This is a genomic window from Flavobacteriales bacterium (assembly GCA_016700415.1).
Lineage (GTDB): Bacteria > Bacteroidota > Bacteroidia > Flavobacteriales_F > PHOS-HE28 > PHOS-HE28.
In genome coordinates this window covers 916,477-941,713 of record CP065018.1, presented here as the reverse complement: position 1 = coordinate 941,713, position 25,237 = coordinate 916,477, and the positions used below count along the sequence as shown (strand labels likewise).

Here is a 25,237-nt window from a genome sequence, read left to right as displayed (position 1 = left end):
CATGCTCAATCGCCGCTTTCTCCGTATCAAGGTCTACCAAGCGCTCTATGCCCATGCACAGAGCGCCGGGGGCAGTGCGGCCAAGAATGAAAAGGAGCTCCTGCTGGGAGTGGAACGCACCTACGACCTGTTCATCCATGTGATGATGCTCTTCGGGGAAATGCGGCGCTTGGCGGAGGAACGGCTCGAGGAGCGTAAGGCGAAGCGTATGCCCACTGGCGATGACCTGGCCCCGAGCAGACGCTTCGTGGACAACCCGTTCCTGGTGAAACTGAGCGAGAGCAAGCTGTTGCTGCAGGAATCCGAAAAGCGCAAAACGGGCTGGGTCGGTGACAGGGACCTGCTCATGCAACTCCAGCGGGTGATCCTCGCCAGCGACGAGTACGCAGCCTACATCGTTGCCCCCAGAACCACGCCGGCCATTGACCGGGCGGTGATATTGGACCTGTTCGTGGAGCACATCGCCCAGTTCGAAAGCCTGCACGAGCACGTGGAGGCCAAAAGCATCCATTGGTTGGAGGATCTGGACCTGGCGTGCTCCATGGTGAAGCGCGTCATCGAGACCATGAAGATCGAAGACCCCGACCTGATGCTGATGGAGCCGGGGAGCGAGGCGATCGAGGAGCGCGCATTTGTCACCACGCTTTATCGCGATACGATCGCGCACCAGGAGGCGGACGAAAAGATCATCGCCGAACGGGCCAGCAATTGGGAGGCCGACCGGATCGCGCTCAGCGACATGCTCCTGATGCGCATGGCGCTCACGGAGGCCCGCAGCTTTGACCTGATCCCAGTGAAAGTGACCTTGAACGAATACATCGAGGTCGCCAAGGCGTACAGCACGCCCAAGAGCAAGAATTTCATCAATGGCATCCTCGATAAGCTCTTCGCAGAGATGAAGGACAGCGGCGCCATCCACAAGGTGGGCCGCGGACTGCTGGAAAGTTGAACGCAAATGGAACACGGGAAAAAGGCGGAGATCCGCCACCAACATCCGAAGCGGACCGCAACGTTGGCCGTGCTCATAGCGCTGGCATCGCTCACGTTCACGGCATGCCGCATCACCGACCACACGGAGGAAGATGCCGACGGCATCACCACGAACGCCGTGGAGGTGCCCGTGTCGGGCTATAAGAACGCGGACCCTTCGATGCGCCCCGTACTGACTTTCGACAGCACCGCACGTCACATGGGCAAGATCGCCGAAGGTGTGCTAGTGGAGAAGACATACGGTTTTATAAATAACGGCAAAAGCGACCTCGTGATCACCGATGTGCGCGGCTCCTGCGGCTGCACGGTGGCCAAAAACTGGCCGCGCATGCCTGTGGGGCCCGGTGAACGCAGCGCCATCACCGTGTCCTTCAACAGTGAGGGCAGGCCCGGCGTGCAGCACAAGACCATCACGGTGGTGGCCAACACCGATCCGCCCACTTCCGTCCTCACCCTCAGCGGTGAAGTGGTGGCGCCCCCGACCGAATAACAGAAAACCGAACCCGCGCAACGCGAAAAAACCTCGAAACACAAGCAATGAACGTTCTCTCGATCTTCCTTCAAGCAGAAGTACCCGGCGGCGGCTCCGGCATGTCCACCATCATCATGATGGTATTGCTGTTCGTCGTGTTCTATTTTTTCATGATCCGCCCACAGCAAAAAAAGGCCAAGGATGCCCGCAAGTTCCGCGAGAACCTGCAGAAGGGCGCCAAAGTGGTGACCATTGGCGGTATGCATGGTAAAGTGGTGGAGGTGAACGACAAGACCGTTTTGTTGGAGGTCACCGAAGGTGTGAAAATGCGCTTCGAGAAGAGCGCTGTAGCCATGGACAATTCCATGCAGCTCACCGAGGAGACGGCCAAGTCCGCCTGATCCGCTTCAGCTGATCCATGTTGAAGGTCGGCATCACCGGTGGCATCGGCAGCGGGAAGAGCACCGTGTGCCGCATGTTCGGCGTGCTCGGCATCCCGGTGTTCAGCTCCGATGATGAAGGCAAGCGCCTCCTCGCGGAAGATCCGGAGGTGCGTAGCGCGTTGATAGCGGCGTTCGGCCCGGAGATCTTCGTAAACGATGTGCTCGACCGGAAAGCCTTGGGCGCTGTGGTGTTCAGTGATCGCGCATCGTTGGACCGGCTGAACACCATCGTGCATCCTGCCGTACGCGCAGCATTCAGCGCATGGGCGCAAAAGCAACAAGCACCCTACGTGATCAACGAAGCGGCCATCCTCGTGGAGACCGGTGCCTACAAGCAACTGGACCATCTCATCGTGGTGACCGCACCGGAAGGGGAGCGCATTGCCCGTGTGATGCGCCGGGATGGCGCGACGGAGGAGCATGTGCGCGCCCGCATGAGCAACCAAATGGATGATGCGGCACGAGCCGACGTGGCGGATTCCATCATTGTGAACGACGGAGAATCCATGGTGATCCCGCAGGTACTTGCCGTGCATGGGAAGTTGCTGAAGAAAGCCCGCTCATGACGGACCAGCGCATATTGCCGCTCAGCTTGGTAACGCTCGTCTTCGGCGTGCTCAGCATCCCATTGGCTTTTGCGCGGCAGCTCTGCGCCCCGGCGTTGATCATGGGCGTGCTCGCGATCGCGTTTTATTTGGTGGGCCGCTCCAAGCAACGCAAAATGGAATACTCCCCCGGCAGTATCAAACGTTCCTCACTGGGGTTCAAGCTGGCGTTGGTGGGCAGTGCCTGTGCTTTGGCCATGTGGGTTCTATGGGCCACCGGGGCGTTGCCCTGAATTTCTGTCCCAGTGATCCCGGGCAGATCAGCTTACCCCACCAGATGCGTCAGCCCGTCGTTCACGCCTTCATACAGATCGCGCACCCGGTGCGCTTCACACAGCTCGCGGAACTCCTCGCGGATGGGCTTGAAGCCATCGTGGAAGGGGCATGGGTGGCTGTCGCTGCATTGGCTGAGGCCCAAGCCGCATTGCTTGAAAACGTCCTCCCCATCCATCACGTGTACGATCCGGATCACTGGCAAGTCCACCTGTTCGGGCGTGAGGTAGAATCCACCACGCGGCCCTTTTACGCTGCATATCAGCCCCTCCTTCACCAGCCGTTGCAGCAACTTGCCCACGGTGTGTTCGTTCTCACCGATGAACGCGGCCACCTCCTTTAGGCCCATCCGTTCGCCGGACGAGAGCTTGGAGCCGAGGAAGACCACGGCCTTGATGGCGGCTTTGCAACTGAGGCTGAGCATCGTGTACTAACCGCCAAGGAATAAGCGTCCTGCCTCCGAGATCCGCTGCTGGCTCCACGGCGGATCGAAGGAGAGGATCACCACCACCTCATAGCCGGGGAATGCCATCTTCAAGGCTTCCGTGATGTTGGTCTGGATGGATCCGCCCATGGGGCAGAACTCCGTGGTGAGGGTCATGGTGCAGGTCACCTTGTGCTCGTCCTCCTCGCCGAACTCCAGCCCGTACACGAGGCCCAGGTCCACGATGTTCAGACCGATCTCGGGGTCGTCCACGAACCGCAAGGCGGCCAAGCCGGTTTCGCACTTTTCGTCGTTGTTGGTCTTGATGTTCATTTTCGGAAAGGCTTGTGGTTCACCAAACGCAGGACGTTCCAGTTGTACAGCACCGCGGTGGTCAGCAGAGCGATGCTGCCTGTCACCAGCAGGATCGGTGCAGCGAAGAGGATGCCGCAGCCGAAGAGGACAAAGCCCAACAGGTAGGCCAGCGCCATGGCCCGGTACACCCGCTCGCTGAACAGGTCCTTCGGGCTGGGCATCTTACCCAGTGAGGCGCGGTGGCTGTACAGTTTGTTCCAGACAATGAAGGGCAGGGTCTTGAAGGTCATGCCCAGAATGATCGCCGTAAGCCAACCGAAGAAGATGGTGAAGCCGTAGAGCAGCACCACATTGGCATGTGCGCTGGACGAGGCCAGCAGCACGCCGATCAGTGCCAGCAGCACCACCGTGGGCAGTAGCAGCAGGGCCACGGCCAACAACGAGATCTTCATCTGGTCGTCCACCTTCTTCCGGATGCGTTGGGTGTAGGCCTGCCTGCAGTAGTACGCGAAGAGCAGCAAGGCCAACAGCACCATGCCTGCGGGTACGAAGCTGAGGCCCGGCGCCGCATGGAAGAGGAACAGCAGGCCGTAGAGCACGAGTCCCGTGTTCACCAGCGCGAACACCACCCACAGCAGCCGGGGGGCGCTGTATTTGGAGATCAGGAACATGGGGATCAGCCGCGAGCCCACACCCATCACCAGCAACAGGAACCAACCCACCAGACCGAGGTGGGCATGCAGGGAGAGGAAGTACAAGGAGTCCTGGGGCAACACGAACGCAGTGAAGTTGAAGAGCATCGCCAGCCCGAGCGACACCGTGAGCAGCAACCAAAGGGTGGCCGTGAAGACGAACACCGCGTGGACGTTCTTCCGTTTGCTATCGGAAATGCTGAGGGCGATGTTGACGCAGTAGACGAGCACCGCAGCCGTAACCAACGAGCCGCCCAATTGGGCCACAAGACCCAGGTCGAAGGTGTAGAAACCATACACCAGCAGCGGAATGCCCACGGCGGCCAGACCGAAGGACAGATGGCCCAGCTTGGTGCTGTAGAGGTCGTTCTCGATCAGCACCGGCACCAGTTGGTGGCTGGCGCCCAAGATGATCATGGTGGCCCAGCCAAGCGCCATCACATGGGTGATGGCCAGGATGTGCGGCTGGAAATAATGGCCGGTGAAGGCACCGCGCGATGTGAGCAGCAGAACGGTGGCCACCAGGAACGATACCGCCGCATAGACATAGAACGGGATCACCACCTTGTGCGAGGTGGTACGGGCCACGTTGCTGCTCAGGGCCGGACCTATCATTCAGGGCTTGAAGATGAAGAGCTTCACGTTGCCCTCACTGATCTCCTTGGCGCGGTACTCGAACTTCCGTTCTTCCAGTTCGGGCAGCAGGAACACGGGGATCCGCTTGTGGTCCACGTAGAGTGCTTGGCCGTCTGGGAGCTTATCCAACTCGTCCAGAATGGTGAGCATGGGCAAGGGCATCTCCAAGTGGCGCACGTCGATGGTGGTGGTGTGCCCCTCGAACTTCTTCACCCACGTATCGAAGTCATCGGCATTGCCCTTCACGGTGGCGCTCGGGATGGTGCTGGCATCCGCCTTGAAGAACCACGTGTGGTATAAACCACCGTCCACCATCTCCGAGTAGGTCTTGAAGCCTTGTTTTTCCAGCAGCAGGATCAGCGGGATGGGCTCGAAGTCGTTGATGATCTTCAGCGTTTGCCGAGGCTCCAAGGCCTTCACCTTTCCGAGGATCAGGGTGAAGGGGTCCTTGCCTTCGTTCAGGATGGGCTGCACGTCCAGCTCCAGCACGTTCTCCGGCGTGATGTGCTTCATGAACTCCGGCATGGGCGTGGGCGCTACGGTTTCCTCCACGGCCTCCGCCTTGTCGATGACGAAGCCCAAGGGTTCCAGCTTGGCGAAGAAGGCTTCCGGCCTAACGCCCCCGATCTTGCTGGCCATGCGGATGGTGGCGCGCGAGGCCATCAGTTTGCGCAGCAGCGGGTTGCGCAGCTTGGTGAACTTGGGCGAGAGGCTGATGATGGCTTCCAAGGCCGCAGGATCTTCCTTCAGCAGCGCGGAGATCTTCGTATTGGCGTTGATCGTGATCATGGGTGTTCGATGGATCATGGATGGAGCGGGGCGCAAGAGGCCACCTCCTTGCCTGCACGGCAGCGCATCGCTTCCCGCTTCATCAATGCTGCCGTTCTTAGTGGAACGACTTCTCCAGTTCCGTCGCCTTGGGAAAGAGGATGTTGTTCTCCAAGTGGATATGCACGTGGGTGTCGTCCTCCAGCTCGTGCAGCATGCGGTAGAGCAGGGTGTAGCTGGCGCAGGCATCGCCCGGCAGGCCGTAGCCTTCGGTCACCTCATTGATCTGGTCCAGCTTTCTACCGACAAGCGCGTGCTCTTTCATCAAAGCGTCCAGGTTGTCCTTGAAGCGCCCCATGGTACTGGCGGGCAAGGGTTGTCCGCTGTTCTTGGCGGCCACCATTTGCTTGATGTAGGGGAACATGTTGCGCTCCTCCTCGGGCAGGTGTGCGTTGAATTCCGCAGCCACCTCATCCACATAGCGGCGCACGAGGTGCAGTTCGGGGTGGTTCATCCCGTGTACTTCCTCCACCTTGGCGGCATATTTCTGCAGGTCGGGCAGGGTCTTGCGCAGGTAGGCGTGGTGGGTGTTCACGATAAAGTCAGCCAGGAAGTCGATCCCCCAATCGTTGTAGGGCAGTGCCGCTGACGTGCTCGCGTGGTTCCCTTCACGCAGTTCCTGTTCAATCCGGACCACATCCAGACCCTTGGCAGCGCAGGCTTCGCGCACGGTGAGGTGCCCATTGCAGCAGAAGTCAAGGCCGTACTTCTTGAATACCTCCGCCTTCCCCATGTCCTTGGTCACGATCTCCGCCAGCGTTTCGGCGCCTTGGCCACTAGGCCGCTTGATGATCTTCACCCTCCACCATGCAGGCCCCTGCTCCAGGTATTCCCAAGTGAACACGTCGCCCATCTCGCCCTGCATCTGATAGTAGAGCGGCTTGGGGTCGTGGTCGTTGTGGATGGTGAGGCTCTCGCCCTCCTTCAAGGCATGGTAGCGTGAGAAGATGGTGGGGTGTTTTTCGCGGGGCGCCAGCTTGGTAACGTCCAGGTTGTTCCCTTCGGCGGAATTCTCCTTGGTGATGCGCTTGGTGATCTTCACCTTCCACCAATCGGGTCCCTGCTCCAAATACTCCCAGCCGTAGGCGTCGCCATGCTCGGCCTGTAAGTGGTAGCGCAGCGGGGCGGGGTCGTGGTCATTGTGGATGGTCAGGCTCTCGCCACTTTGCAGCGCGTCGAGGCGCCCGAAAATGGTGGAGTGCTTGATCTCCGGTGGCAGCTTGGTCACGTCCAGGATGTTCCGGCCCGCCTCGTTGTTGCGGGGCTGTTGCTTGGTCAGTTTCACCTTCCACGACTGTGGGCCTTTTTCCAGGTATTCCCAGCCAATGGTGTCCTGGTGCGTGTGCCCCAACTGGTGGCGCAGCGGTGCCGGGTCGTGATCGTTGTGGAGGATGAGGCTCTCACCGTCCTTCAGTTCGGCGATGCGTGCGAAGATGGTGGAGTGCTTCACCGGCGGCGCCAGCTGGGTCACGTCCAGGATGTTCTCGGTCGTTGTTTCCATGGTTCTGCTTTGTGATCGGATGATCGGGCGCAAGTTAGCATGGATCGACCAATACAAGTATTGCAATGCTTTTATAGGATCCGAGGCGCTGGAACCGGTCGACGGCCTTCGGGCAATGCGTGTTAAGAGGAATACAAGAGTCGAAGCGGCAAGCTCCGCTTCAGGCCTTCGTCTTGGCCACTTTCACCTGCCACACCTCCGGCCCGGCCTGCAGATATTCCCAGGTGAAGGGCAACTTGTTCTCCGCTTCGATCTGGTAGTAGAGCGGCTTGGGATCGTGGTCGTTGGTGAAGATGAAGGCCTCGCCGGGCTCCAGTTCAGCGAACGAATCGAAGACCATCTCGTGGCGCTTGGCCGGGTGGTACGGGCGCACATCGAAGGTGCTCACCACCCTGCTCGTGGCCGCCTCCGTCGGCTTCTTCCCTACTTCCTTGCGGACATGTACCACGAACTCGCCGGGTTCCTGTTTGCGGTACGTCCACGTGTATTCACCATCGAAACTGTCGCGGAAGATGTTGTGGATCTCGGTGGGATCCGTCGCTGCGATAAGTTCCATGATGTGGCCCTCCTCCATCATGCCGTAGCGATGGAAGACCACGTGCCGCAGGTCCTTCGGATCCATCTTGCGCAGGTCCATCAGCGTGGAGATATCGGTGAATTCGCGCCCCACGGAGTCCTCTTGGCGCGTCACCATCACCTTCCAATCGTGTCCGCCCCTCTGCAGGTATTCCCAGCCCACCACATCCCCGTGGATGGAGCGGAACTCGTAGTACAGCGGCAAAGGGTCGTGGTCGTTGATGAAGATGAAGCGTTCACCCACGGGCAGTTCCTTGAACAGTTTCAGCAGGGTGCGGTGCCGGTCGATGGGCACCATTACGCGCACGTCGAGTTCTTGGTGAAGGTGGACGGGGTCGCTCATGTTCGCTTGCGGCAGTAGCTCATTGCCGCCGGGCAAAGTAGGGAGGGCCGCGGTGCTGCCGGTTGACGTTTCTCAGGAGGGGGGAACAAACCGCCTCAACTAGGTAAACGGACGCGCGTGGTCAGATGGATATCGGACGCTCGCACGATTTGAGGGGGAGGGAACCGAGCGCGAGCTACTTGAATAGTGTCCATGAAACGAAAAAGCCCGGGATCACTCCAGGGCTTTTCCAATGCGATCGTTATCGCCTTCAGTGGATGCTCAACTTTTTCTCCAAGTCCTCCAAGTAGCCGCGGAACTGCTTGTCCGTCTCTTGCAGGTTGTTCACCGTACGGCAGGCGTGAAGCACGGTAGCGTGGTCCTTTCCGCCGCAGTGCGCGCCGATGTTGGCCAGTGAACTCTTGGTCATCTTCTTCGCGAAGTACATCGCGATCTGGCGGGCCTGTACCACTTCGCGCTTGCGGGTCTTGCTCTTCAGCAGTTCGATCGGCAGGTCGAAGTAGTCGCACACCACTTTTTGGATGTAGTCGATCGACACCTCGCGAGCGGTGTTCTTCACGAACTTGTCGATCATCTGCTTGGCGAGCTCCAGGTTCACCGCTTTCTTGTTGAGGGAGCTCTGCGCGATGAGGCTGATCATGGCGCCTTCCAGTTCACGGATGTTGGTGGTGATGCTGTACGCCAAGTATTCCACAACGTCCTTGGGCAGGTCGATGCCCTCGGCATACATCTTCTTCTGGAGGATGGCGATGCGCGTCTCGAGGCCGGGCGTCTGCAGGTCGGCGCTAAGGCCCCACTTGAAACGGGAGAGCAGGCGTTGCTCCATGCCGCTCATTTCCACGGGTGCCTTGTCGCTGCTGATCACCAGCTGCTTGCCACTTTGGTGCAGGTGGTTGAAGATGTGGAAGAAGACATCCTGTGTCTTTTCCTTTCCGGCAAGGAACTGCACATCATCGATGATCAGCACGTCCATCATCTGATAGAACTGCTGGAAATCGCCCATGGTGTTGTTCTTCACCGCTTCGATGAACTGTTGGGTGAACTTCTCGGCGGGCACGTAGAGAATGGTCTTCTCCGGGTGGTTGCGTTTGATCTCAATGCCGATGGCGTGGGCGAGGTGTGTCTTTCCAAGGCCCACGCCGCCGTAGATCAGTAGCGGGTTGAAGGCGGTGCCGCCGGGTTTTTGGGCAACGGCGAACCCGGCGCTGCGCGCGAGCCGGTTGCAGTCGCCTTCGATGAAGTTCTCGAAGGAGTAGTTGGGGTTGAGGTGGCTCTCTATCTTGATTTTGCGGAGGCCCGGGATGATGAACGGGTTTTTGATCGGGCTGTTCGCCACATCGATCGGGAGGCTCACCGCCGGGTTCTTCACTTCGCGTGCGTTGCTGGTCGGTACCCGCACGGTGTATGGATTGGTGCTCTTGATGCGGTTCTCCATGATGATGGAGTATTCCAAGCGCCCTTCGGCCCCGATCTCCTTGCGGATGATCTTCTTAAGCAGGCCGATGTAATGCTCTTCGAGCCATTCATAAAAGAACTGCGAGGGCACCTGGATGGTCAGGACGTTGTCGGCCATCTTCACCGCCCGGATCGGTTCGAACCAGGTTTTGAAGCTCTGCTGGCTAACGTTGTCCTTGATCACATCGAGGCACCGCCCCCAGATCTTTTCGTGGTCTTTCTTCATAGTGCTACCGGTGGGTTTACTCTGGTGGGGATGTGTGTATCGGATCGCTTCAAGCGTCGGCCTCTTTCAGAAGGGAGGCAAATATGAGCAGCGAACGGTGAAAAAAAAAGTGCATTCGCATTTGCGCGGATCGAATTATTTGCGATAACCGCCTCGAGTGTGCTGTTTTCTGTATCCCGCGCCCACCAAGGGTTTCCGAAGGGTGTGGGAATCCCGGCAAGAGGCATTACATGCGTGGGCCTAAGCGGAAAGCCGAATGTGCAACGCCTATTTTCAAGAACCTCCCCCAGGGTGCTTTTGGAAGGGTCGTGGAGTTGCATGGTGGAGGGTGCTTGGCGGTGAAGTTAGTGGATACAAGCCACGTTGTCGAGCACTGTTTTGTGCAGATCCCTTCCTATATTCCGACCCATGTTCAGCCACCAGACCACCGTACGCGTCCGATATGCCGAGACCGACAAAATGGGCTACGTCTACTATGGTACTTATGCACAGTATTTCGAAGTGGGCCGCGTGGAAGCCTTGCGGAGCCTGGGAATGTCGTACCGCCGCATGGAAGAGGAAGGCGTGATGCTTCCGGTGCGCGACCTCAAGGTGACCTACCACAAGCCGGCCTTCTATGATGATCTGCTCACCGTGCGCACCACCATCGTAGCGATGCCTTCCGTGCGCATCCAGTTCGCATACGAGGTGCGCAATGAAGCGGGGGAATTGATCAACGAGGCGGTCACCACCTTAGTCTTCATTGATCGGGAAACGAACAAGCTATGCCACGCGCCGGAGGAGCTGTTGGTCGCGCTGGCGCCGCATTTTTCGTGAAGGCTGAAATAGCTGACGAGGTTGTAGCTGGCAGTTGGCAGCAGTCCCCCCGATATGTATCGGGGCACCGATCACTATCCGCGGATCACCAAACTTGATCTGTGTTGATCTGATCTTCCTGCGTCATCTGTGTTCCATCTTGACCTCGACACCTATCCTCGTCCAGTTCTCCGTAAGCCCTTCCACTGCACTGCGTGCAACGGCCACGCGCAACAGGCAGCGTTCCGCGTAATCCGCTTGTAGAATTTCACCTTCACGGAGCAGCACGTCACGCTTCACCTCTTCTACTTGCGCATAGGAACACTGTACCGTTAGCTCCGTACGTACCACACGTTCCACGATGCTGTTGTTCGCCAGCGCTGCTTTCGCCGCGTCCGCGAAGGCATGGGATAGTCCCGCCTTTCCCAGTAAGGTTCCGCCGAAGTAGCGCACCACCACGACCGCGCAGTAGGTGAGATCAGCGCCTTGTAGCTGGCGGAGGATGGGCTTGCCCGCGCTGCCGGAAGGCTCGCCCGCATCGTAGGAGCGGTACTGTTCGCCGGCATCACCGAGCACCCAGGCATGGCAGATGTGACGGGCCGTGTGATGCGTCCGCGTGATCTCCACCTGTTGCTTTTTGAAGTCCTCCTCATCCGCTATCGGGAAGGCGTAGGCGAAGAACTTGCTCGCTTTTTCGCGCACCTCACCCGTGCTTTCCCCGGCCAGTGTGAAGTAGCGGTCGCTGCTCATGCCGGTGCTGAAATGATGAGGCAGAGCGCAACGATCGAGAGTGCGATGCCCACCCAATGCACCAAGTGGAGACGCTCCTTGAACAACACGACGGACGCGGCTGTGCCGATGAGGATCACGCCCACGTTCGCCAGCGGGAATACGATGCTCGCCTGCAGACCGCCACGTGAGAGCGCCAGTACCAGGAAGTAGATGGAGCCGTAGTTCACACCGCCCAACAGCGCACCCCAGAACCAAGTGCGCGGATGGAGAAGCGCGACGCGGTCCGTTCGAAAAACCAGCCAGCCCAGGCCGAAGAGCGCGGCGAAGCCGAAGATCATCGTGGGGAAGACCGCTTCGGTCATCGGCGTGACACGGGTGCGTTGCGCGGCATTGATCAGCACGTCGCTGATGGCGCTGGCGAAGAAGATCACCGGGAGCAACCACCAGCCTTTCGCGCCGCGCGTGCCGCCGCCCCAACTGCTGAAAGTGACGCCCAGCACGGCAAGTGCGATGCCGCTCCACGCCAGTGCAGAAGGCTGTTCGCGGAAGATGAGGACCGTGATCAACACGGTAAGGGCGAGGCTCATCTTACTGGCCACGGTAGTGGGGGATATGCCGATCCGCTGCGATGCAAGACCGATCAACTGAAAGAGCAGGATGAAGAGCCCGCCTTGCAATGCCGAAGGCATCCACAACAGGCTGATGTCGCCCGCAGCCCACGGCTTAGAGTAAACGAGGCCGAAAAGGAACGCCACTAAGTAGTTCACCACAATGGCCGGCAGTAGCGGGACCTTCCGCCTGTCGAAGAGCTTGAAGAAGACGAAGAGCACCGCGCCGAACAGCGCGGAGAGCATCACCAATGCCATGCGGGGTCAGGTGCTTCCGTACGCGTGTACAGGTGGATGTGATCACTGCCCGAGGTGAACGATCGCAATGGAGTGGTGGTCATCCTCGGTGCGGCTGTTCCCTGTTGCAGGAGCACGTCGCTGACGATCTCACGGGCTTCATCCCACAGACCCGCAGCGATGAAATGCCCCAGCAGTTCACCGCCGCCTTCTACCAGAACGGAACGCACCTTGCGACGATGCAACTCCTTCAGCAGTGTCGACAACGGATCGCTTTCGGGCGCGATCACCACCTGTTCCACTTCCACGTCCGTGCGCTTCTGCGCGGTGAAGAGCAGGGTAGGAGCACCATCTGTGAAGACCTTGGAGGCCGTAGGGGAAGCCGCGTACCGGTCCAGCACCACGCGCATCGGCGAACGCCCGGCCACGTGCCGAACGTTGAGCCGTGGGTCATCATTCAACACGGTGCGGCTGCCCACCATGATGGCCTGCTCCTCGCTGCGCCAGCGGTGCATGAGCACGTCCGAAGTGAACGAGCTGATGCGCTGTACTGCGCGGCCCTTGCGTGGATGTTGATCGAGGAAGCCGTCCGAGGAACGCGCCCATTTCAGAATGATGTAAGGACGTTGTTGTTCCACGGAAGTAATGAAACGCCGGTTCTGCCATCGGCATTTTTCACCCAGCACATCGGTGATCACGGCGATGCCCGCTCCGCGAAGCGTGACGATGCCTTGGCCGGCCACGCGCGGATCGGGATCGGTGCAACCCACCACCACGGTGCGGAGGCCGCGTGCGATCAACAGGTCCGCGCAAGGAGGTGTGAGGCCGGTGTGTGAACAGGGTTCCAGGGACACGTACATCATGGCATCCGCCGGGATCGCGCCATCACCGAACGTGTACAGGCACTCCACCTCGGCATGCGGTCCGCCATGTGCGCGGTGCCAGCCTTCGGCAAGGATGCGGTCGCCCTGCACGAGCACCGCGCCCACCATGGGATTGGGTGCCACCGATCCCGCACCGTTAGCGGCCAGCTGCAAGCAACGTTGCATCCATGTGGCATGCTCCATGGTGCGAAGGTCGGACAGGAAGAGTTGGAATTTATGAGCTCAGGGTCCCGAGGCGGAGTACCTGAGTGAAACTCAACGACTCTCCAGCAAGCGCTTTATCCGCTCCAGTTCCTCGTCGTTGCGGAAGGCGATCTCAATGCGTCCTTTGCCAGCGTCCGCCTGCTTCACGGCTACGCGCGTGCCGAACATGTTGGAAAGTTCTTTGCCGAGGTCTTTGTGCCGCGTGGCGCTTAGCTTCTTGCCGGTGGAGGATCCACGTCCCGCAGGGCGTTTGTCCTCACGGGCGAGTTCCTCCACTTGGCGCACGGAAAGCTGGCTTTCCACGATCCGGCGGTAGAGCTCGGCTTGTTTTTGGGGATCGCCGATGGTGATCAAAGCCCGGGCATGGCCCATGCCGATCTGCCGTTGGCGAAGGCCCAGTTGGATCTCCGGAGGAAGTTTCAGCAGGCGCAGGTAGTTCGCGACGGTCGCGCGGTCCTTGCCGACTTTTTCGCTCAGTCCTTCTTGCGTCAGGTGTACTTCATCGAGCAGCCGTTGGAAACTGATGGCCACTTCGATGGCATCGAGCTCTTCGCGCTGAATGTTCTCCACCAGCGCCATTTCCAGCATGCTCTCGTCGTTGGCGATGCGGATGTACGCGGGGATCATTTCCAGGCCGGCCACCTGTGAAGCACGGAAACGGCGCTCGCCGCTGATGAGCTGGTAGCGGTCGTAGCCCAACTTGCGCACGGTGACGGGCTGGATGATACCCAGCTCCTTGATGCTCTGTGCCAGCTCCAGAATGGCTTCCGGAGCGAAGACAGTGCGTGGCTGGAACGGGTTCGGTTCGATCTGCGATACCGGTATTCCCGCCGTGTTGCCCGCCACGCGTTGGGCACTCGGGTCTTGTACCGGATGTCGCGCGGTGATGTCCGTGCCGGGGTCTTCCAGCAGGGCGCTCAATCCGCGCCCAAGGCCTCGTTTTTTGCTCATTGTTCCTCGGCGATGGCGATGGTGCGCTCTTGTTCCTTGATGCGCGTCAGGTCATTTTTCTGGAGGACCTCGCGGGCCAGGTTCAGGTAGTTCACCGCGCCCTTGCTGCTGGCGTCGTGCATGATGATCGTCTGCCCATGGCTCGGCGCTTCGCCCAAGGCCACGTTGCGGTGGATCACTGTGTCGAACACCAGCTGCTGGAAGTGCGTCTTCACCTCTTCAACCACTTGGTTGGCCAAGCGAAGGCGGCTATCGTACATCGTGAGCAACATGCCCTCGATCATCAGTTCCGGGTTCAGGCGCTGTTGGATGATCTTGATGGTGTTCAGCAATTTGCCAAGTCCTTCCAGAGCGAAGTACTCGCATTGCACAGGTACGATCACGCTGTCCGCGGCCACTAGTGCGTTCACCGTCACCAAGCCGAGGGACGGTGAGCAATCGATGATGATGAAGTCGTACAGTTCGCGCAGCGGGTCCAGTACTTTCTTCATGCGGTGCTCGCGCTCCTCCATGTCGATCATCTCGATCTCCGCGCCCACTAAGTCGATGGAGCCGGGCAGGATATCGAGGTTCGGGTTGTCGGTGGTCTGGATCACATCCTTTGCCGGGGCGCCGTTGACGATGCTCTCATAAATGCTGGACTGGGTCTCGCGCGGGTCCAGGCCGGTGCCGCTGGTAGCGTTGGCCTGCGGATCCGCGTCCACGATCAGCGTCCGCCGCTCGAGGATGCCTAAGCAAGCGGCGAGGTTGATCGCGGTGGTGGTCTTTCCGACCCCACCTTTCTGGTTGACGATGGCGATGATCTTGGCCATGGGTGCTTTGTTTTTCTTGATCAGGGTTCAATGGTCTCCCCGATGGCGGGAAGGAGCAGGTTGATATTGGCCGCGGCGAAGGCGGTCTTGGCGGCTTCGATGTCGATGGTGATCGCCGGGAAGGTGTTGTAGTGCATGCCCACCACGGTGTTCACGCCCATGTAGCGTGCGGCTTCAACCGCGTCCGCATAGCCCATGGTATAGTTGTCGCCGATGGGCAGGCAGGCGAAGCGAAGGCTGTAGCGCTTGAGCAGTTGCATGTCCAGCATCAGGCCGGTGTCGCCCGCGTGGTGGATGTTGCCCTCGCCGGTGCGGATGACGAAGCCGCACGGGTCCCCGCCGGAACCACCGTCGGGCATGGTGCTGCTGTGCTGTGCCACGGTGAGGCGCACACGGAAAGAGCCAAGGTCCGCCTCTCCGCCGATGTTCATCGGGGTGGCGTGTTTGATGCCTTTGGCCTCGTACCAGGAACAGATCTCCGCGTTGCTCACCAACATGGCCCCCGTGCGCTTGAGGATGGCTTGGGCATCGGCCACATGATCGCCGTGGCCGTGGGAGAGGAGCACGTGCGTGGCAGGGATCTTTTCCATGTCGATCGCCTTCGCCAAAGGATTGCCGCTAATGAAGGGGTCGAACAGCAACTGCGCATCACCGGTCTGTATGCCGATGCAGCTATGTCCGTAGTAGGTGAGTTTCATGCTGAACTGTTGATCACTTGCGGGCTTCCAGAAGCCGTTGGGTCAACGTTTTGACGGGGCGAATGTAGCCCGCCATCCACCCCGGTCCCGGTGCCGCTGCCCGGATACTTTTGAACGATCGCGTGTTCCGGGCAGCCGTTCCGGAAGCCCTGCACCTGCTAAAAATCCCAAGCGGGGCGAGAGGCGTGGTGACGCAGGCTACCTTCACCGATCGTTGATGGTTTCCGCAGATCGCGCCGCCCATCGGCTTTCCTTCCATTCACTTGGTGGCCTTCCACCACAATACGCTCAACCATGTTCGACCAGATCCTGCAAACCCTCGAAAAAGAAGCCGCTCCCGCGCTGATGGCCAAGCTGGGTCTCGACCAGAAACAGGCTTCCGGCTCGGTCAATGCGGCCGCGTCCAGCGTAAAGGAGGTCATCTCCGGCGGCGGTGGATTCGGCATGGACGACCTTGCCAACCTCTTCAGCAACAGCCAGAACACCACCGGTGCCGATGGTATCCTGGGCAAGGTCGGTTCGTTGCTCCAGAGCAAACTCACCGGCCAAGTGGGCTTGGACGCCAATAAAGCCGGCGGTGTATCGGCCATGTTGCTCCCGATTGTCACCGACCTCATCACCAAGCATGTTGGCGGGGACACGAGTAAGCTCAGCAGCATGCTCGGCGATCTCACAGGCAACAGCGGCGGCATGGCCGATATGGCGAAAGGCATGCTGGGAAAGCTCTTTAAGTGATCACATTGCCGATCGCCCGCACCACAGGCAGGTGAACGGTAGTACTTTCTTTACTGGGGAACGGGGCTTTGGCCCCTTTTCTCTTTTCCTTCGTTCCCTCAAATCGTATGTGACCATGCCCACCATCGCCGATCTCACCGCCGCCATGCAGGCGGGCTACACCTTCAAAGGAGATACCATCGAGCTTGGCGGCCCGCTCTTCAACGGCGAATGCCCCCCCGGCACCACCGTGAAATTGCCACTGAAGATGATGAACCGGCACGGCCTCATCGCCGGTGCCACCGGAACGGGTAAAACGAAAACGCTCCAAGTTCTCGCTGAGCAGCTTTCCCTAAAAGGCGTGCCCACGTTGCTGATGGACATCAAGGGCGACCTCAGTGGCATCGCTGCACCGGCGGAAGGGAATCCCAAGATCGATGCACGACAGCAGAAGATGGGCATCGCGTGGGAACCCCTCACTCTGCCTGTGGAACTGCTCAGCCTCAGCATGGAACCCGGCGCGCAGCTCCGCGCCACCACCAGCGAGTTCGGCCCGGTGCTTTTGAGCCGGATCCTCGAGCTGAACGACACGCAGAGCAGCGTGCTGTCCCTGATCTTCAAGTATTGCGATGACAAAGGCTGGCCGCTGCTGGACATCAAGGACCTGCGCAGCATGCTCATCTACACCACCGGCGATGGCAAGGACGACATCGCGAAGGAGTATGGCCAGGTGAGCGGCGCTTCTGTCAGCACCATCATGCGCAAACTGATCGAGCTGGAGCAGCAAGGCGCGGACACGTTCTTCGGTGAACGCAGCTTCGACCCGGCGGACATGCTGAAGCTCCGCGATGGCAAGGGCGTGATCCACATCGTGCGCCTCACGGACATCCAGGACCGGCCGCGCCTTTTCAGCACCTTTATGCTTTGCCTGCTGGCGGAGATCTACTCCACCTTCCCCGAAGTGGGCGACGCCGACAAGCCGAAGCTCGTGATCTTCATCGATGAGGCCCACCTGATCTTCGACAACGCCACGAAGCCCTTGCTGGACCAGATCGAAAGCATCATCAAATTGATCCGCTCCAAGGGCGTGGGCATCTACTTCTGCACGCAGGATCCCAGCGATGTGCCGGACAGTGTGCTCGGCCAGCTCGGCATGAAAGTGCAGCACGCCCTCCGTGCCTTCACAGCGAAGGACCGCACCACCATCAAGAGGACCGCGCAGAACTACCCGCTCACCGACTTTTACAATTCCGAAGAACTGCTCACCTCCATGGGCATCGGCGAGGCCATGATGACGGTGCTCGGCGACAAGGGCATGCCCACTCCGCTCGCGCATACGCTGGTCCGCGCACCCGGAACACGCATGGACATCCTAACGCCCGACGAGCTGAAAGCCCTTGTCGCCAAGAGCGAGCTGGCGCCGAAGTACAATGAGGTGATCGATCGGGAGAGTGCGGCGGAGATCCTCGAAAAACGCTTGAAGGAACATCAAGAAAGGGGACCGGATTCGAAAGAAACGCCGACCAAGAAGAATAAAGCGACGAAGGAGGAACCCGGCGTGCTGGACAAGATCAGCAAGAACACCATGGTCCGGCAGCTCGGCCGCACCGCATTGCGCGAACTCACCCGCGGGCTACTGGGTGTGCTGGGCGTGAAGTCCCGCCGATGAATGCGTTGCATGGGCCGGGGCTGCTTCTTGTCGCCTTGGTGATCGGTGTCGGCTGTGGCATGGCCGTGCCGCAGGAAACTAGCGTTGCACAGCGAAAGGCGGTTCCCGTGAAGTCCCTGAAGTCCATGAAAGGGCAGGCTGTTGTGAGCTACAACGTGGAGAACCTCTTCGATACCAAGGACGATCCCACGATCAACGACGAAGATTTCCTGCCTAAAGGAAAGCTCCAATGGACCGATGCCCGCTACCGCCAAAAGCTGGACCATCTGGCCGGGGCGATCACCTGGGCCGGCGATGGTCAACCCGTGATCATCGGGCTGGCGGAAGTGGAGAATGCCACGGTACTGAAGGACCTGATCGGGACCGGCCCGCTGAAGAACGCGGGATATACCATCGTCCACTTCGATTCGCCGGATGAGCGCGGGATCGACGTGGCCCTGTTGGTGCGTTCAGCCTACGCGAATGTGCTGCACGCGGGACCTTTGCATGTGGATCTCGGGAGCGACCGCACGCGCGACGTGCTTTATATGGAACTGCAACTCGCAGGCGGTGATACGTTGCGCGTGTTCCAAAACCATTGGCCGAGCAGGGGCGGAGGGGAGCGCGTTTCCGCGCCCAAACGGATGGCCGCTGCCCGCGTGGTGTGCGCCAAACTTGACGATCTGTTCACCGCAACCCCGAAGGCCAAAGTGCTCATCATGGGCGACTTCAACGACTATCCGGACGATGTCAGCATCCGCAATGGATTGCGTGTAGTCTGTGAGCTTTCCGAAAAAGCAGATCTCTTCAACCTGATGTGCATGGATCAGCCGCCCAACAGCGGCAGCTACCAATACCAAGGCGAATGGGGATGGCTGGACCAGATGATCGTGAGCCGGGCCCTACTGAACGGCCCCGGTCTCACCATAGGTCCTGCCAGTGCCTGCCGGGATGACCGGCTGTTCTTCAAACACCCCAAGTACGGCCCTTCACCGGACAAAACGTACAGCGGCGGGCACTACAAAGGTGGCTTCAGTGATCACTTGCCGGTGGTGGCGAAGTGGCGGTGACCAGGTCAGCCGATCGTGTGCGACCCCGGCTCTAAGGCCGGGGTGACAACTATGGGGGGAGCGGGTGCTCGATCAATCGTGATCCTCCGCATCCGCCTTCTTGATCTCCTCGTCCAGGATCTCATCGATCCTCTTCCGCGTCACATCGTTGATCTTGTCGTCCGTCTTCGCCTGTTTCTTCATGAAGCGGAACATGGCGTTCTTCTTGATCTCGTAGGCCACGTACTGCGTGTATTCCTTGGTGGTCTCGTTGTAGCGCGTCTCCTCGCCGACCTTCCGCAGGTCCGCCATCTCGGTGTTCATCACCTCCCGCACCAAGGACTGGAACTTGTCAGCCACCTCAGTAGCTTCCGCATTTTCCGTCTGTCCCAGGTATTGGTCCGTCACGGTGCGGATGTTCGTCTTCACTTGGGCGGCCAGCTGGTTCTTCGCATCGATGTCGGCCTTGCCGCGCGCGATGTTCTGCTTCACGCTCACACCACTGCCGGTGCCGCGGAAAAAACGGTTGTTGCTCTCGTACTTGTTGCCTGTAAAAGGCATCTTCACCTTCGCACCGGCGGGGCTGCTGCTTTTGCAGGCCGGAAGCGAAAAGGCCAGCATGGTCAGTAGGGGAAGCAGGGTGAAAAAGTGAACCGGTCTGGTGGGGAAGGGGCGCATTTCGATTTTTTTTTGGTACTAACGGAAAATCATGCCAAGGATAGGTGACACAATGGAATTGGACCGCCCGTTTCCGGGAAAAATCGCAACTTTCGGAAAATCCGACCACCATGAGAGCACTTAAAACACTTTTGATCATCCTCCTTGCCGTTGTGGCCTTGGCGGTGATCTTGGGCTTGATGGGCCCGAAAAGTTCCACGGTTTCCCGGTCCGTAGTGATCCATGCCAAGGCCCCGACCGTATTCGCACATGCCAACTCTTTGCAACACATGCAGGAGTGGAGCCCATGGAGTAAGAAAGACACGGACATGGAGGTCACCTATTCCGGTGAGGAGGGCATGGTGGGCCAGACCAGCACGTGGTCCGGGAATGCTGATGTAGGCAAGGGAAAGCAAGAGATCACTGCGATGGTCCCGGACAGGAACGTGGACCTGGATCTCACCTTCATCGAACCGTTTGCGGCGGTGGCCAAGGCCGATCTTGACCTGGAGGCCATGGGTGACAGCACCAAGGCCACGTGGACCTTCTCCGGTGAAAATGGCTTCTTCAGCCGGATCTTCCTGATGTTCAATGATATGGACAAGATGGTAGGACCCGATTTTCAGGACGGACTTCTGCAGTTGAAAGCCCTTTCCGAGACTGATGCGGTGAACATGGCGGCCGAGGACGCTGCCAAGACCTATCGCGGATACCGGATCGAGACGGTGGAGCGTCCTGAGATGACCTACGCGGGCAAGCGGGACGTGGTGAAGTGGGAAAAGCTCGGAGCCTACTTCGGAAAAGTGTTCCCACAGTCCGCACAAGCGGTGGAGAAAGCCAATGTGGGAATGGCCGGGGCACCGAGCGCGCTGTATTACAAATGGGACACGGTGGGCCACCAGGCCGATGTCTTTGCCGGCGTTCCCATTCAAGCGGCCTCTGACGTGAAGGTACCCGGATGTGAGATCGTGACCGTGCCGGCCGGCAAAGCGCTGATGATCGTCCATACCGGTCGATTGGACGGGACGGGGACCGCACATGAGGCGATGGACGATATGATGACGGCGAAGGGATTACATCTGCGCTTTGCGGCGGTGGAGGAGTACGTCACCGACCCTGCTCAGGAGCCGGATACTTCGAAGTGGGTAACGAACATCTGCTATCCTGTGGAATAGACGGAAGGATGGTTCTGAAGCAGGGCTGCCGAATTGGTGGCCCTTTTTCTTTGCCAGAGCACTGGGATTTGAAGTAATGAAGGGAGGGATTGCGCGAGGCGCGCTTTCCCGTGGAGGGGAGGCTTCAACGCTGCGGCCGCTTCGCTGCCTTTGATGCCGTAATCCCGGATGACGCCTGAAGCAAGCTTCGCGTCTTCCTGGCTTGCGGCATCGCCCGCTGCGCGGGCAGCGTTGGCGGAGAGGGAGGGATTGCGCGAGGCGCGCTTTCCCGGAGGGGGAGGCTTCGATCGGCGACCCGCTACGCGGGTCCCGCATGAATGCCGAAGACCGCCCTTCCAAGCGAGCTTGGTCGCGGCCTTTAGCATTCATGCCCCCGCTGCGCGGGGCCGATCGGCGGAGAGGGAGGGATTCGAACCCCCGTTACCCGTGAGGGTAAAGCGGTTTTCAAGACCGCCGCATTCGACCGCTCTGCCACCTCTCCTTTGTGTGCGCTTGTCCAATGGCGCGCGAAGTTATCCGAAGCTGCTCAAAGAAGAAGCCCTCCATAAAAGAGGGCTTCGGGGGTGGAGCAAAAGAGATTCGAACTCTCGACCTCCGCATTGCGAACGCGGCGCTCTAGCCAGCTGAGCTACTGCCCCATGCCGCAAATATCGGAACCGGATCGGTTCATGACATTGGAAATTGAGATCGCGGTCACATTTCCGGTAATTGCCCTCCACGGGAGTATTGCCAACGGCATGTCCTGGAACTTCCGCCAATGTGTTGCAACGGCCAAGTTCAGGATGTTGAAAACCGCGCCCCACCTTTGCCCGATGTCACTCCGCACGGACACCTGTACCGTCCAAGCCTTCTTGGACGAGCACCGCGAAGCCTTGATAGCCGTTCATGGGCCGACAGAGGCACGTGCCATGCTCCGTGCTGTTTTTCAGGACCGGCTCGCTTTGGCCTTTCCGGAATCGGAGCCGGAGCGCCTGCTGACCCCGGAGGAGCTGGCATCACTGCAGGAGCCGCTGGAACGTTTGCGGGCCGGCGGACCGCTCCAATATGTGCTCGGCCATGTGGATTTTCACGGACTGCGCATCGCTGTGGATCCACGGGTATTGATCCCGCGCCCGGAGACAGAGGAACTGGTGGACCGCATCATCCGTTCTTCTGCCCAACCTCCTGCGACCATTGTTGACATCGGCACCGGCAGCGGCTGTATCGCCTTGGCGTTGAAGAAGGCCTTCCCGCAGGCGAAGGTGGTCGGCGTGGATATCAGTCCTTCCGCTTTGGAGCTGGCACGGGCCAATGCACAGGCGAACGCGCTGGAGGTGGAGTGGACCGCGTGCGACGCACTCGGGCCGGAGCTGGCGCCTTTGCTGAAGAAGGTACGGTCGTCCGGTGGAATGCACGTAGTGTCCAATCCGCCGTACGTCCCCTTTAGCGACAAAGCTTCCATGCAGGATCAGGTGCTTCGCCATGAGCCGCACCTCGCACTTTTCGTGGAGGATGCCGATCCCCAGCTGTTCTATCGCGCCATCTCCGCCGCATCCGCTTCCGCCATGGGGCAAGGGGATGTGCTCTGGTTCGAGGTCCACTATCGCCATGCGCACGATACCATGGCTGTTGTGAAGGCCGCCGGTTTTGAAGAGGCAAAATTGATCAAAGACCTTTCCGGAAACCCGCGGTTCATTCGCGCGCAGAGGTGATCTTTGCGCGCATGGACCGCGAACAGGCCGCGAAACGCATTGCTGAGCTCAGCACTGAATTGGAGCGTCATAACCATCTGTACTACGTGGAGGTTAAGCCGGTGATCTCGGATCGCGACTTCGATCTCTTGATGAAAGAGTTGGAAGCCCTGGAAGCCCAATGGCCGCAGCTCGCTTCCCCCAACAGCCCCACCCAGCGCGTAGGCGGCGACATCACCAAGGAATTTGCCACGGTGCCGCACCGCTGGCCCATGCTCTCCCTCAGCAACAGCTACAGCCGGGAGGAGGTGGAGGAGTTCGTGCAGCGGATCGTGAAGGAGTACGGTAAGGTCACTTTCACCATGGAGCTGAAGTACGACGGTGTGGCCATCAGCCTCACCTACCGGAACGGCGAACTCGTGCGCGGCCTCACCCGAGGCGACGGGGAAAAGGGTGACGACATCACCGCGAACGTCCGCACCGTGCGCTCGATCCCGTTGCGCCTGCGCGGCAACCCGCCTGCCGAACTGGAAGCGCGCGGCGAGATCCTCATGGGCCGGAAGGCATTCGAGCAACTGAACAGGCAACGGGAGGAGGAAGGAGAAGAGCTCTTCGCCAACCCGCGCAACACCACCGCCGGTACGTTGAAACTGCAAGATCCGAAGATCGTGGCCAAGCGCGGGCTTCAGAACTTCATTTACACCCTCCAAGCCGAGGAATTGCCCACGCGCAGCCAGTACGACAACATCATGCAATGCCGCGAATGGGGTTTCCGCACGCCCGACCATGCGAAGCGTTTCATTGAGCAGACCGATACGCTTGAGGGCATCATGGACTTCATCGCACACTGGGACAAGGCGCGGTATGATCTGGATATCGCAATGGACGGTGTGGTCATCAAGGTGGACAACATTGACCTGCAGGAGGAACTGGGCCTGCGCGCCAAAAGCCCGCGCTGGGCCATCGCCTACAAATTCCAGGCGGAACAGAAATTCACCCGGCTCAACGGCGTGGAGTTCAACGTGGGCCGCACCGGGGCGGTCACCCCCGTGGCCCTGCTGGAGCCCGTGGAACTCGCGGGCACCACCGTGAAGCGCGCCAGCATCCACAACGCTGACCAGATCGCCAAGCTGGACCTCCACATCGGCGACATGGTGCAGGTGGAGAAAGGCGGCGAGATCATCCCCAAGATCACCGCCGTGGACATCGCTCGTCGCGCGCCCGGTGCCGTTCCTGTGAGCTATCCCGCATTATGCCCCGCATGCGGCACCGCCCTCGTCCGCGATGAAGGCGAGGCACAGCACTACTGCCCGAACGAACATGCCTGCCCGCCACAGATCATGCGTAGGATCGAGCACTTCGTAAGCCGCAAGGCCATGGATATCGACGGGCTGGGCGGGGAGACCGTGGAGGCTTTGTTCCGAGCGGACCTGATCCACAATGTGGCCGATCTCTACGACCTAAAGCAGGAGCATCTCCTCGATCTGGGCAAAGGCTGGGGCGAGCGCAGCACCCAATTGATCGTCGACGGGATAGCGGCCAGCAGGACCGTGCCCTTTGAGCGGGTGCTCTTCGCCTTGGGCATCCGCCACGTGGGGGAGACGGTCGCGAAAAAGATCGCACGGGCCGTGGGAAGCATCGATCGGCTTGCCGATATGACCTCGGAAGAACTGACCGCCGTGGATGAGGTCGGGACGGTGGTAGCAGCCAGTATCCTGGATTTCTTCAGCGCAGAAGGAAACAGGGCCATTATTCAACGGCTCCGTGAAGCCGGGCTGGAATTGGCCATGGACATCACCGCCGCCCGTCCCCAAGGTGACCGCCTCAAAGGATCATCTTTCGTGGTCTCAGGGGTTTTTGAGACCTTCACGCGGGATGGCATCAAGGAGGCCATCGAAGAAAACGGTGGAAAAGTGAGCGGTTCTATCAGTAAGAAAACGAGCTTTGTGGTCGCGGGCGCCGATATGGGTCCGGCGAAACGGGCAAAAGCCGAGGAACTGGGAGTGAAAGTGATCGACGAGGTTGAATTCAAGCGGATGATAGAGGCATGAAGCTGCTGGACAGCATCAAAGAATGGCTGGGCCGACGTGCGCTGCTGAAGGAGACCGCTCCGGACCGTAGACCCGTGGCCAAGAACTTGGCGGCTTCCGTGAAGGTGGGCATCCTGTACATGGTCACCGATGAGGACGCGCATAACAAGGTGCGCAACTACGTCAAGAAGATCAAGGAGGAGCTGGGTATCACCAGGATCATGGCCCTCGGCTATTTCGATGCCAAGGAGCTGCCTTTTTATCTCCACGCCAAACTCAATTTCGACGTATACTCGTTGAAGGACCTTAATTGGTACCGCATTCCGCACGGGAACATCGTACAGAATTTCATCGCCGAGGAGTACGATGTGCTCATCGACCTCACTGTACACGACAGTCTGCCACTTCAGTACGTCATGGCCAAGAGCAAGGCCCGGTTCAAGGTGGGCCGCCTTGGCGATACCAATGCCCATTTCCTGGACATGATGATCGACACGGCCGGCGCGGACAGCCTTCCCCAGTTGGTCGCCAATATCCACCGGTACCTGATGATGATCAATGCCCCCAAGGAGGTGCCTTCCTTAAACTGAAATT

At 59.6% G+C, this 25,237-nt stretch carries 27 protein-coding genes, 2 tRNA genes and 2 pseudogenes; 13 read left to right on the top strand and 18 right to left on the bottom strand.

Annotated features, from left to right (window positions below):
* Nucleotide 1 precedes the first annotated feature (1 nt).
* From IPP95_03930 to IPP95_03910, 5 genes are read left to right on the top strand one after another with little or no spacing between them, the layout of a single operon-like run.
* Complete coding sequence (locus IPP95_03930; protein ID QQS73384.1) at nucleotides 2-949, top strand: transcription antitermination protein NusB; 948 nt, start codon at nucleotides 2-4, stop codon at nucleotides 947-949.
* Nucleotides 950-955: 6 nt separating this feature from the next.
* Nucleotides 956-1,480, top strand: coding sequence for a DUF1573 domain-containing protein (locus IPP95_03925; GenBank protein ID QQS73383.1), 525 nt, complete (start codon nucleotides 956-958; stop codon nucleotides 1,478-1,480).
* 47 nt (nucleotides 1,481-1,527) lie between these two features.
* Nucleotides 1,528-1,863 (top strand): preprotein translocase subunit YajC, encoded by a 336-nt coding sequence (yajC, locus tag IPP95_03920; protein ID QQS73382.1) that lies wholly within the window; start codon nucleotides 1,528-1,530, stop codon nucleotides 1,861-1,863.
* A gap of 17 nt (nucleotides 1,864-1,880) precedes the next feature.
* Entirely contained in the window at nucleotides 1,881-2,471 is a 591-nt protein-coding gene (locus IPP95_03915) for a dephospho-CoA kinase (protein ID QQS73381.1), read from the top strand.
* Nucleotides 2,468-2,743 carry a hypothetical protein gene (locus IPP95_03910; GenBank protein ID QQS73380.1) on the top strand — a complete coding sequence of 92 codons (276 nt, stop codon included), beginning with the start codon at nucleotides 2,468-2,470 and terminating at the stop codon, nucleotides 2,741-2,743. The genes IPP95_03915 and IPP95_03910 overlap by 4 nt, the downstream gene beginning before the upstream one ends.
* A 32-nt stretch (nucleotides 2,744-2,775) precedes the next feature.
* On the opposite strand, the gene IPP95_03905 is transcribed toward IPP95_03910, so the two are convergent.
* The 9 genes and pseudogenes from IPP95_03905 to dnaA all read right to left on the bottom strand — a co-directional run bounded on the left by IPP95_03905 (nucleotide 2,776) and on the right by dnaA (nucleotide 9,779).
* Nucleotides 2,776-3,207, bottom strand: a complete 432-nt coding sequence (locus tag IPP95_03905; protein QQS73379.1) for an Rrf2 family transcriptional regulator — start codon at nucleotides 3,205-3,207, stop codon at nucleotides 2,776-2,778.
* Nucleotides 3,208-3,213: 6 nt separating this feature from the next.
* Complete coding sequence (locus tag IPP95_03900; GenBank protein ID QQS73378.1) at nucleotides 3,214-3,540, bottom strand: metal-sulfur cluster assembly factor; 327 nt, start codon at nucleotides 3,538-3,540, stop codon at nucleotides 3,214-3,216.
* The gene (locus IPP95_03895; protein QQS73377.1) at nucleotides 3,537-4,829 is read right to left on the bottom strand and encodes a cytochrome C oxidase subunit I; all 1,293 of its coding nucleotides are present in this window, start codon (nucleotides 4,827-4,829) and stop codon (nucleotides 3,537-3,539) included. The genes IPP95_03900 and IPP95_03895 overlap by 4 nt, the downstream gene beginning before the upstream one ends.
* On the bottom strand, nucleotides 4,830-5,639 hold the full coding sequence (locus IPP95_03890; GenBank protein QQS73376.1) for a DUF2249 domain-containing protein: 810 nt from the start codon (nucleotides 5,637-5,639) through the stop codon (nucleotides 4,830-4,832).
* Between the two features lie 97 nt (nucleotides 5,640-5,736).
* A complete protein-coding gene (ric, locus tag IPP95_03885; protein ID QQS74188.1) occupies nucleotides 5,737-6,702 on the bottom strand; it encodes an iron-sulfur cluster repair di-iron protein in 966 nt (321 codons plus the stop codon).
* Nucleotides 6,703-6,957: pseudogene (locus IPP95_03880) on the bottom strand (DUF2249 domain-containing protein). It lies immediately after the preceding gene.
* Nucleotides 6,949-7,179: pseudogene (locus IPP95_03875) on the bottom strand (DUF2249 domain-containing protein). Before IPP95_03875 ends, IPP95_03880 begins: the two co-directional pseudogenes overlap by 9 nt.
* A gap of 160 nt (nucleotides 7,180-7,339) precedes the next feature.
* The gene (locus IPP95_03870; protein QQS73375.1) at nucleotides 7,340-8,098 is read right to left on the bottom strand and encodes a DUF2249 domain-containing protein; all 759 of its coding nucleotides are present in this window, start codon (nucleotides 8,096-8,098) and stop codon (nucleotides 7,340-7,342) included.
* 250 nt (nucleotides 8,099-8,348) lie between these two features.
* Nucleotides 8,349-9,779, bottom strand: coding sequence for a chromosomal replication initiator protein DnaA (dnaA, locus tag IPP95_03865; GenBank protein QQS73374.1), 1,431 nt, complete (start codon nucleotides 9,777-9,779; stop codon nucleotides 8,349-8,351).
* Between the two features lie 408 nt (nucleotides 9,780-10,187).
* Between dnaA and IPP95_03860 the strand changes: the two genes are divergently transcribed.
* Nucleotides 10,188-10,595, top strand: coding sequence for an acyl-CoA thioesterase (locus tag IPP95_03860; protein ID QQS73373.1), 408 nt, complete (start codon nucleotides 10,188-10,190; stop codon nucleotides 10,593-10,595).
* A 123-nt stretch (nucleotides 10,596-10,718) separates the two neighbouring features.
* On the opposite strand, the gene IPP95_03855 is transcribed toward IPP95_03860, so the two are convergent.
* The 6 genes from IPP95_03855 to IPP95_03830 all read right to left on the bottom strand — a co-directional run bounded on the left by IPP95_03855 (nucleotide 10,719) and on the right by IPP95_03830 (nucleotide 15,700).
* On the bottom strand, nucleotides 10,719-11,324 hold the full coding sequence (locus tag IPP95_03855; protein QQS73372.1) for a YigZ family protein: 606 nt from the start codon (nucleotides 11,322-11,324) through the stop codon (nucleotides 10,719-10,721).
* On the bottom strand, nucleotides 11,321-12,172 hold the full coding sequence (locus IPP95_03850) for a DMT family transporter (protein QQS73371.1): 852 nt from the start codon (nucleotides 12,170-12,172) through the stop codon (nucleotides 11,321-11,323). Before IPP95_03850 ends, IPP95_03855 begins: the two co-directional genes overlap by 4 nt.
* Nucleotides 12,160-13,218, bottom strand: a complete 1,059-nt coding sequence (gene ribD / locus IPP95_03845; GenBank protein ID QQS73370.1) for a bifunctional diaminohydroxyphosphoribosylaminopyrimidine deaminase/5-amino-6-(5-phosphoribosylamino)uracil reductase RibD — start codon at nucleotides 13,216-13,218, stop codon at nucleotides 12,160-12,162. Before ribD ends, IPP95_03850 begins: the two co-directional genes overlap by 13 nt.
* A 72-nt stretch (nucleotides 13,219-13,290) precedes the next feature.
* Complete coding sequence (locus IPP95_03840) at nucleotides 13,291-14,190, bottom strand: ParB/RepB/Spo0J family partition protein (protein ID QQS73369.1); 900 nt, start codon at nucleotides 14,188-14,190, stop codon at nucleotides 13,291-13,293.
* Nucleotides 14,187-15,002 carry a ParA family protein gene (locus IPP95_03835; GenBank protein QQS73368.1) on the bottom strand — a complete coding sequence of 272 codons (816 nt, stop codon included), beginning with the start codon at nucleotides 15,000-15,002 and terminating at the stop codon, nucleotides 14,187-14,189. The genes IPP95_03840 and IPP95_03835 overlap by 4 nt, the downstream gene beginning before the upstream one ends.
* Before the next feature lie 20 nt (nucleotides 15,003-15,022).
* Nucleotides 15,023-15,700 (bottom strand): metal-dependent hydrolase, encoded by a 678-nt coding sequence (locus IPP95_03830; protein QQS73367.1) that lies wholly within the window; start codon nucleotides 15,698-15,700, stop codon nucleotides 15,023-15,025.
* A 294-nt stretch (nucleotides 15,701-15,994) separates the two neighbouring features.
* Between IPP95_03830 and IPP95_03825 the strand changes: the two genes are divergently transcribed.
* From IPP95_03825 to IPP95_03815, 3 genes are all read left to right on the top strand, one after another.
* On the top strand, nucleotides 15,995-16,435 hold the full coding sequence (locus tag IPP95_03825; protein QQS73366.1) for a hypothetical protein: 441 nt from the start codon (nucleotides 15,995-15,997) through the stop codon (nucleotides 16,433-16,435).
* 115 nt (nucleotides 16,436-16,550) lie between these two features.
* Nucleotides 16,551-18,083 (top strand): DUF853 family protein, encoded by a 1,533-nt coding sequence (locus tag IPP95_03820; protein ID QQS73365.1) that lies wholly within the window; start codon nucleotides 16,551-16,553, stop codon nucleotides 18,081-18,083.
* On the top strand, nucleotides 18,080-19,132 hold the full coding sequence (locus tag IPP95_03815) for a hypothetical protein (protein ID QQS73364.1): 1,053 nt from the start codon (nucleotides 18,080-18,082) through the stop codon (nucleotides 19,130-19,132). The genes IPP95_03820 and IPP95_03815 overlap by 4 nt, the downstream gene beginning before the upstream one ends.
* Before the next feature lie 72 nt (nucleotides 19,133-19,204).
* Here IPP95_03815 and IPP95_03810 read toward each other — a convergent pair whose 3' ends face one another.
* Nucleotides 19,205-19,789 (bottom strand): hypothetical protein, encoded by a 585-nt coding sequence (locus tag IPP95_03810; protein QQS73363.1) that lies wholly within the window; start codon nucleotides 19,787-19,789, stop codon nucleotides 19,205-19,207.
* A 110-nt stretch (nucleotides 19,790-19,899) separates the two neighbouring features.
* Between IPP95_03810 and IPP95_03805 the strand changes: the two genes are divergently transcribed.
* Nucleotides 19,900-20,943 carry an SRPBCC family protein gene (locus IPP95_03805; GenBank protein ID QQS73362.1) on the top strand — a complete coding sequence of 348 codons (1,044 nt, stop codon included), beginning with the start codon at nucleotides 19,900-19,902 and terminating at the stop codon, nucleotides 20,941-20,943.
* A 394-nt stretch (nucleotides 20,944-21,337) separates the two neighbouring features.
* On the opposite strand, the gene IPP95_03800 is transcribed toward IPP95_03805, so the two are convergent.
* Nucleotides 21,338-21,424 (bottom strand) — tRNA-Ser (locus IPP95_03800).
* A gap of 83 nt (nucleotides 21,425-21,507) precedes the next feature.
* Nucleotides 21,508-21,581, bottom strand: a tRNA-Ala gene (locus IPP95_03795).
* Nucleotides 21,582-21,755: 174 nt separating this feature from the next.
* Here IPP95_03795 and prmC point away from each other — a divergent pair.
* The 3 genes from prmC to IPP95_03780 are packed head-to-tail and all read left to right on the top strand — an operon-like array spanning nucleotide 21,756 to nucleotide 25,233.
* Complete coding sequence (gene prmC, locus IPP95_03790; protein QQS73361.1) at nucleotides 21,756-22,634, top strand: peptide chain release factor N(5)-glutamine methyltransferase; 879 nt, start codon at nucleotides 21,756-21,758, stop codon at nucleotides 22,632-22,634.
* 11 nt (nucleotides 22,635-22,645) lie between these two features.
* Nucleotides 22,646-24,664: an NAD-dependent DNA ligase LigA gene (ligA, locus tag IPP95_03785; GenBank protein ID QQS73360.1), complete on the top strand. Its 2,019-nt coding sequence runs from the start codon at nucleotides 22,646-22,648 to the stop codon at nucleotides 24,662-24,664.
* A complete protein-coding gene (locus IPP95_03780; protein ID QQS73359.1) occupies nucleotides 24,661-25,233 on the top strand; it encodes a hypothetical protein in 573 nt (190 codons plus the stop codon). The genes ligA and IPP95_03780 overlap by 4 nt, the downstream gene beginning before the upstream one ends.
* The last annotated feature ends 4 nt before the right edge of the window (nucleotides 25,234-25,237 follow it).

Excerpts from the sequence above, each read along its gene's own strand:
- IPP95_03930 (QQS73384.1), top strand. The coding sequence starts at position 2 with ATGCTCAATCGCCGCTTTCTCCGTATCAAGGTCTACCAAGCGCTCTAT.
- IPP95_03925 (QQS73383.1), top strand. The coding sequence starts at position 956 with ATGGAACACGGGAAAAAGGCGGAGATCCGCCACCAACATCCGAAGCGG.
- yajC (QQS73382.1), top strand. The coding sequence starts at position 1,528 with ATGAACGTTCTCTCGATCTTCCTTCAAGCAGAAGTACCCGGCGGCGGC.
- IPP95_03915 (QQS73381.1), top strand. The coding sequence starts at position 1,881 with ATGTTGAAGGTCGGCATCACCGGTGGCATCGGCAGCGGGAAGAGCACC.
- IPP95_03910 (QQS73380.1), top strand. The coding sequence starts at position 2,468 with ATGACGGACCAGCGCATATTGCCGCTCAGCTTGGTAACGCTCGTCTTC.
- IPP95_03905 (QQS73379.1), bottom strand. The coding sequence starts at position 3,207 with ATGCTCAGCCTCAGTTGCAAAGCCGCCATCAAGGCCGTGGTCTTCCTC.
- IPP95_03900 (QQS73378.1), bottom strand. The coding sequence starts at position 3,540 with ATGAACATCAAGACCAACAACGACGAAAAGTGCGAAACCGGCTTGGCC.
- IPP95_03895 (QQS73377.1), bottom strand. The coding sequence starts at position 4,829 with ATGATAGGTCCGGCCCTGAGCAGCAACGTGGCCCGTACCACCTCGCAC.
- IPP95_03890 (QQS73376.1), bottom strand. The coding sequence starts at position 5,639 with ATGATCACGATCAACGCCAATACGAAGATCTCCGCGCTGCTGAAGGAA.
- IPP95_03870 (QQS73375.1), bottom strand. The coding sequence starts at position 8,098 with ATGAGCGACCCCGTCCACCTTCACCAAGAACTCGACGTGCGCGTAATG.
- dnaA (QQS73374.1), bottom strand. The coding sequence starts at position 9,779 with ATGAAGAAAGACCACGAAAAGATCTGGGGGCGGTGCCTCGATGTGATC.
- IPP95_03860 (QQS73373.1), top strand. The coding sequence starts at position 10,188 with ATGTTCAGCCACCAGACCACCGTACGCGTCCGATATGCCGAGACCGAC.
- IPP95_03855 (QQS73372.1), bottom strand. The coding sequence starts at position 11,324 with ATGAGCAGCGACCGCTACTTCACACTGGCCGGGGAAAGCACGGGTGAG.
- IPP95_03850 (QQS73371.1), bottom strand. The coding sequence starts at position 12,172 with ATGGCATTGGTGATGCTCTCCGCGCTGTTCGGCGCGGTGCTCTTCGTC.
- ribD (QQS73370.1), bottom strand. The coding sequence starts at position 13,218 with ATGGAGCATGCCACATGGATGCAACGTTGCTTGCAGCTGGCCGCTAAC.
- IPP95_03840 (QQS73369.1), bottom strand. The coding sequence starts at position 14,190 with ATGAGCAAAAAACGAGGCCTTGGGCGCGGATTGAGCGCCCTGCTGGAA.
- IPP95_03835 (QQS73368.1), bottom strand. The coding sequence starts at position 15,002 with ATGGCCAAGATCATCGCCATCGTCAACCAGAAAGGTGGGGTCGGAAAG.
- IPP95_03830 (QQS73367.1), bottom strand. The coding sequence starts at position 15,700 with ATGAAACTCACCTACTACGGACATAGCTGCATCGGCATACAGACCGGT.
- IPP95_03825 (QQS73366.1), top strand. The coding sequence starts at position 15,995 with ATGTTCGACCAGATCCTGCAAACCCTCGAAAAAGAAGCCGCTCCCGCG.
- IPP95_03820 (QQS73365.1), top strand. The coding sequence starts at position 16,551 with ATGCCCACCATCGCCGATCTCACCGCCGCCATGCAGGCGGGCTACACC.
- IPP95_03815 (QQS73364.1), top strand. The coding sequence starts at position 18,080 with ATGAATGCGTTGCATGGGCCGGGGCTGCTTCTTGTCGCCTTGGTGATC.
- IPP95_03810 (QQS73363.1), bottom strand. The coding sequence starts at position 19,789 with ATGCGCCCCTTCCCCACCAGACCGGTTCACTTTTTCACCCTGCTTCCC.
- IPP95_03805 (QQS73362.1), top strand. The coding sequence starts at position 19,900 with ATGAGAGCACTTAAAACACTTTTGATCATCCTCCTTGCCGTTGTGGCC.
- prmC (QQS73361.1), top strand. The coding sequence starts at position 21,756 with ATGTCACTCCGCACGGACACCTGTACCGTCCAAGCCTTCTTGGACGAG.
- ligA (QQS73360.1), top strand. The coding sequence starts at position 22,646 with ATGGACCGCGAACAGGCCGCGAAACGCATTGCTGAGCTCAGCACTGAA.
- IPP95_03780 (QQS73359.1), top strand. The coding sequence starts at position 24,661 with ATGAAGCTGCTGGACAGCATCAAAGAATGGCTGGGCCGACGTGCGCTG.